This window comes from Neobacillus drentensis (assembly GCF_036966985.1).
Taxonomy (GTDB): domain Bacteria; phylum Bacillota; class Bacilli; order Bacillales; family Cytobacillaceae; genus Neobacillus; species Neobacillus drentensis_E.
The window spans coordinates 5,894-6,240 of sequence record NZ_JBALSN010000364.1 but is presented as its reverse complement, the minus strand read 5'-3'; the positions used below and the strand labels follow the sequence as shown (position 1 = coordinate 6,240).

Sequence of the window (347 nt, the reverse complement as noted above, 5' to 3'; positions counted from 1 at the left end):
ATGTACATGTAAATCAACAAATCCAGGTAAGAAATATTGACCTTCAGCTAGGCGATGAAAGTTTTCCTCTTCTTGATAAGCATCTAATAAAGGCTGGTAGTCAGCCTCTTCTGAAGATACGACTTTTACAATCATACCGTTCTCATTAATACAGAAAAGATGATCTTTTAATAGGTGGATTTCTTTTGGTGACTTGCTGGTAAAAGCAGTCCCCTGGAATACTTGTGTATATGTTTTCATGGATGGCACCCTTATGTTCATATTTTTAAAATAAATTTAGGTTCTCCTATTATTGTAAGGATTTAACTTTCTATTATCATATCAAAGCACACCATTAAATTAAAATT

At 32.6% G+C, this 347-nt stretch carries 1 pseudogene; it reads right to left on the bottom strand.

The features are described 5' to 3' along the window. Positions 1-240: pseudogene (locus V7659_RS21995) on the bottom strand (guanine deaminase); the annotation flags it as partial. Between the last annotated feature and the right edge of the window lie 107 nt (positions 241-347).